This is a genomic window from Bradyrhizobium pachyrhizi (assembly GCF_001189245.1).
Taxonomy (GTDB): domain Bacteria; phylum Pseudomonadota; class Alphaproteobacteria; order Rhizobiales; family Xanthobacteraceae; genus Bradyrhizobium; species Bradyrhizobium pachyrhizi.
The window spans coordinates 176,626-180,892 of record NZ_LFIQ01000084.1; the positions used below are offsets into that span (position 1 = coordinate 176,626).

The following is a 4,267-nucleotide window of genomic DNA, read 5'->3' on the forward strand; positions in this document are numbered from 1 at the left end:
GCGCGCCGGTGCCGCCGGCAAGGGCTTTGCGGTGGTCGCAACTGAGGTCAAGGCGCTGGCAGTGCAGACCCAGAGCGCGACCGAGGAGATCACCCGCAAGATCGAGGCATTGCAGAAGGACGCCACCGGATCGGCGGACGCGGTCCACCGCATCTCCCAGGCGATCGAAAAGATCCGCCCGGTGTTCGAGAACGTCAACGGCGCGGTTGCCGAGCAGAATGAAATCACCGGTGAGATGGGCCAGAATGCCGCCTCCGCTTCGCACTTCATCGTCTCGGTCGGCACCAGCGCCGGCGAGATCGACTCGGCAACACGCGAAGCCGCCGCGCATGGCGACAATGTCGCCAAGGCCGGCAAGACGGTGACCGCATTCGCGCAGAAGCTGAAAGCGCGCTGCGCGGTGCTGTTGCGCCAGGACGAGCGCGGCGATCCGCGCAAGAACGAGCGCCTGCCCTGCAGCCTCAAGATCGAGATCACGACCGCGCGCGGCCTCGTCACCGCGCCGGTCTACGAGATCGCGATGGACGGCATTCTGATCGGCGGACCCGATGCCGGGAAGCTGCCGGTGCAGGAGACCCTGAACGGGACATTGCAGGAGGTCGGCGCGTGCCGGATCCGGATCGGCGAGCGCTCCAAGGCAGGCAGCCAGGCCCGCTTCGAGGCGGCAACCGCCGAGCTGCGCGAAAAAATCGAAGACCGGATGTGGGCGATCCACGAGGAGAACGCCGAACTCGTCACCCGCGCGATCGAAGCCGGCAGCGCGCTGAGCAAGATGTTCGAGAACGGGCTGGCAAGCGGCGCGATCGCGATATCTGACATGTTCGACACCGATTATGTCGAGATCGCAGGCACCAACCCGGTGCAGTACCGCACCAAAATGCTGGATTGGGCCGAGCGCACGCTGCCGGCGTTCCAGGAGGCATTCCTCGCCAGGGACAAGCGGATGGCGTTCTGTGTGATGATCGACCAGAACGGCTACCTGCCGGTCCATAATAAGCTCTACTCGCAGCCGCAGCGGCCGGGCGACGTGACATACAACACCGCCAACAGCCGCAACCGCCGCATCTTCAACGACGCCGCGGGCCTCGCCGCCGGCCGCAACCAGCGCGCCTATCTGATCCAGACTTATGCGCGCGACATGGGAGGCGGCAACACGGTGATGATGCGCGAGATCGACGTACCGATCCGAGTGCGCGGCCGGCATTGGGGCGGGTTCCGCACCGCCTACAAGCTTTGAACGCTTCGTAGCCCGGATGCGGCGAAGTGTAATCCGGGATGCGTGTTTGCACGGACAGGAGCCCCGGATTTCGCTGCGCTGCATCCGGGCTACACAGTGCGCGCTCAGGCAAGACCGGCAGCGCGAATCACGCTTTAGGATCGAAATGGGGAATGCTGCGGCGGCCGACGGGCCGCTGTAACGGAGGAAGCGTCGACATGTCGGCCGCGCAGCTTGCAGTTCTGGATACGTCATCGGACCGAACGCTGGCCGAGCGGCTGGTGGACCAGCTCGCCGACCGCATCGGCGGCCTCGGGGTGGAACTCGCCGACATCGCCGGCAACGTCCAGGAGGTCGCGAACCGCGTCAGCAGCCAGTCCGAGCGCTTCCATCATTTGCAGACGACGGCCGAGACGATGGTCGCCGCCAATCACGACATCGCCAACGCATCGCAGGCGGTGCAAACGACCGCATCCGCCGCGGTCGGCCAGATCGCGGAGTCCCGCCATGTGGTCGAGACGGCGGTCAGCCATATCGCAGAGCTCGTCGCGGCGGTCGGACGGATCGAGGCGCGGCTCGCCGCGGTCGGCTCCGCGCTGAGCCAGGTTGCCAAGGTTTCCGGTTCGATCGAGGCGATCGCCAAGCAGACCAATCTGCTGGCGCTCAACGCCACCATCGAGGCGGCGCGCGCCGGCAATGCCGGCCGCGGCTTTGCGGTGGTCGCAAGCGAGGTCAAGAACCTTGCGGAAGCGACGCGCCAGGCGACGCATCAGATTTCCGACACCGTGCGCGATCTCGACGGCCAGATCGGCAGCCTGATCGGCGAGAGCAGCGATGCCTCGTTGCGCGCCAAGAGCGCCGGCGAAGGCGCCCAGCAGATTTCGGGCATCATCATGCGCGTGCAGGAAGGCTTTTCATCCGTCGGCGCCGAGATCGGCAGCGTGGCGCGCGCCGCGACCTCCAATCTCGGCCATTGCGACAGCGTGATCGCGGAGCTGAACGAGCTGGCCAAGGGTGTCGACCTCTCCTCGCGCGACCTCAAGCATGCCGACAGCCGCGTCGCGAAACTGCTCGAGCTCTCCGAGAGCCTGATCGTGACCATCGCCGACAGCGGCGTGGAGACCAGTGATACGCCACTGATCCGCGTCGTGATCGACACCGCAAGGCGGATCTCCGAGCTGTTCGAGAATGCCGTCGCGCGCGGCGAGATCACGCTCGTGCAATTGATGGACGAGAATTATCGCAAGATCGCCGGCACCAATCCGAAGCAGTATCTCACCGACTACGTCGCCTTCACCGACCGCGTGTTGCCCGCGATCCAGGATCCGATCCAGAAGAGCGATCCGCGCATCGTGTTCTGCGTCGCCTGGGCGCGCAGCGGCTATCTGCCGACCCACAATCCGAACTACCGGCAGCCGCAGGGGCCGGACCCGGTCTGGAACAACGCCAATTGCCGCAACCGCCGCCTGTTCAACGATCGCGCGGTGAGCAAGGTCGCGGCCAACACAAAACCGTTCCTGCTGCAGACCTATCGCCGCGACATGGGCGGCGGCAATTTCGTGCTGATGAAGGACCTGTCATCGCCGATCGTCGTAAACGGCCGCCACTGGGGCGCATTCCGGATGGGTTTTAGGCAGAGTTGACGGCAGCTCCGTAGCCCGGATGGAGCGAAGCGTAATCCGGGCTACGAGGGCTACGTCCAAAACCCCGGCACCGCAGGCTCGAGCCGCCCGCCGGCGCGCACCGGCGCGACCTTCACCGCAAGCCCGGTCGCATCGTCGGTCTCGACCGCGATGCCGCTCAGCGTTGCCACACCGCCCGCCGGCTCGAAGCGACCGGAGGGAATGCCGGTGAGGAAGCGCTGCAGCGGCTCCTCCTTCTGCATGCCGATCACCGAGTCATAGTCGCCGGTCATGCCGGCATCGCTCATATAGGCGGTGCCGCCCGGCAGCACCTGATGATCGGCGGTCGGCACATGGGTATGGGTGCCAACCACGAGGCTGACGCGGCCGTCGCAGAAGAAGCCGACGCCCTGCTTCTCGCTGGTCGCCTCGGCATGGAAATCGAGCACGATGGCGTCACAGCCCTCGCGCAGCGGACAGGCCTCGAGCTCGCGCTCGATGGCGCTGAACGGATCGTTCGAGGACGGCTCCATGAAGACGCGGCCGATCGCATTGAGGACCAGCGCGCGCTTGCCGCTCCTGGTATCGACCAGCGTGGCGCCGCGGCCGGGCGAATGTCGCGGGAAATTCAGCGGGCGGATCAGGCGCGGCGCGCGCTCGATGAAGACCAACGCCTCCTTCTGATTCCAGGCGTGGTTGCCGAGCGTGATCGCATCGGCGCCGGCGTCGAGCAGCTCCTGGTAGATCGCCTCGGTGATGCCGAAGCCGCCGGCGGAATTCTCGCCATTGACGACCACGAGATCGAGCGACCAGTCCCTAATCATGCCGGGAAGGTGGTCGGCGATGGCGGTGCGACCGGTCCTGCCGACGACGTCACCAACGAAGAGAATTCGCAAGGCTAGCTACTCCGGAAATCGAACGTCTTGCGCTCCGTTAGCACAAAATCGAGCGGGACGTCGTGCGACAGCGCCGGAATCGCCTTGGTTTCCTGTGCAGCAAAGGCAAGTCCGACCCCGATCACATGCTTGGCCTTGCGCAGATGCGCGAAGGTATAGTCGTAATAGCCGGCGCCGTAGCCGATGCGGTGACCGAGCTTGTCGAATGCCGCGAGCGGCACCAGCATCACGTCCGGATGCACCTCGGCGGCGGCCGGCGACGGCTCGGGAATGCCGAGCGGCCCGAGCATCAGCCGGTCCTGCGGCGACCAGCTGCGGAAGGTCAGCGACTGGCCGCGCGCGTTGATGCAGGGCAGCGCGAGCCGCGCGCCCTTGTCGGCAAGCTTCTTCATCAACGGCGCCGGATCGAGCTCGCTGCGGATCGGCGCATAGCCCGAGACGATCATGCCCCGCGCGATCTCGAACGGCGCGCCGCGCTTGGCGAGCGCTTCGGCAGCCGTCGCGCGCTGCTCGTCGCTCAGCGCATCGCGCTT

4 protein-coding genes are annotated in these 4,267 nt (G+C 66.2%); 2 read left to right on the forward strand and 2 right to left on the reverse strand.

Annotation, left to right across the window (positions count from 1 at the left end; translation table 11 throughout):
• Both AKL29_RS19625 and AKL29_RS19630 read left to right on the forward strand, forming a co-directional pair.
• Window positions 1–1,237: methyl-accepting chemotaxis protein (locus tag AKL29_RS19625; protein ID WP_244482187.1), on the forward strand; the 1,237-nt coding region annotated here is incomplete at its 5' end.
• A 197-nt stretch (window positions 1,238–1,434) separates the two neighbouring features.
• Window positions 1,435–2,859 (forward strand): methyl-accepting chemotaxis protein, encoded by a 1,425-nt coding sequence (locus tag AKL29_RS19630; RefSeq protein ID WP_050385279.1) that lies wholly within the window; start codon window positions 1,435–1,437, stop codon window positions 2,857–2,859.
• 50 nt (window positions 2,860–2,909) lie between these two features.
• On the opposite strand, the gene AKL29_RS19635 is transcribed toward AKL29_RS19630, so the two are convergent.
• Together AKL29_RS19635 and AKL29_RS19640 are read right to left on the reverse strand one after the other, a co-directional pair.
• Window positions 2,910–3,734 (reverse strand): TIGR00282 family metallophosphoesterase, encoded by an 825-nt coding sequence (locus AKL29_RS19635; protein ID WP_050385253.1) that lies wholly within the window; start codon window positions 3,732–3,734, stop codon window positions 2,910–2,912.
• A gap of 2 nt (window positions 3,735–3,736) precedes the next feature.
• The coding region (locus tag AKL29_RS19640; RefSeq protein ID WP_063779920.1) for a 5-formyltetrahydrofolate cyclo-ligase at window positions 3,737–4,267 on the reverse strand (531 nt) is incomplete at its 5' end.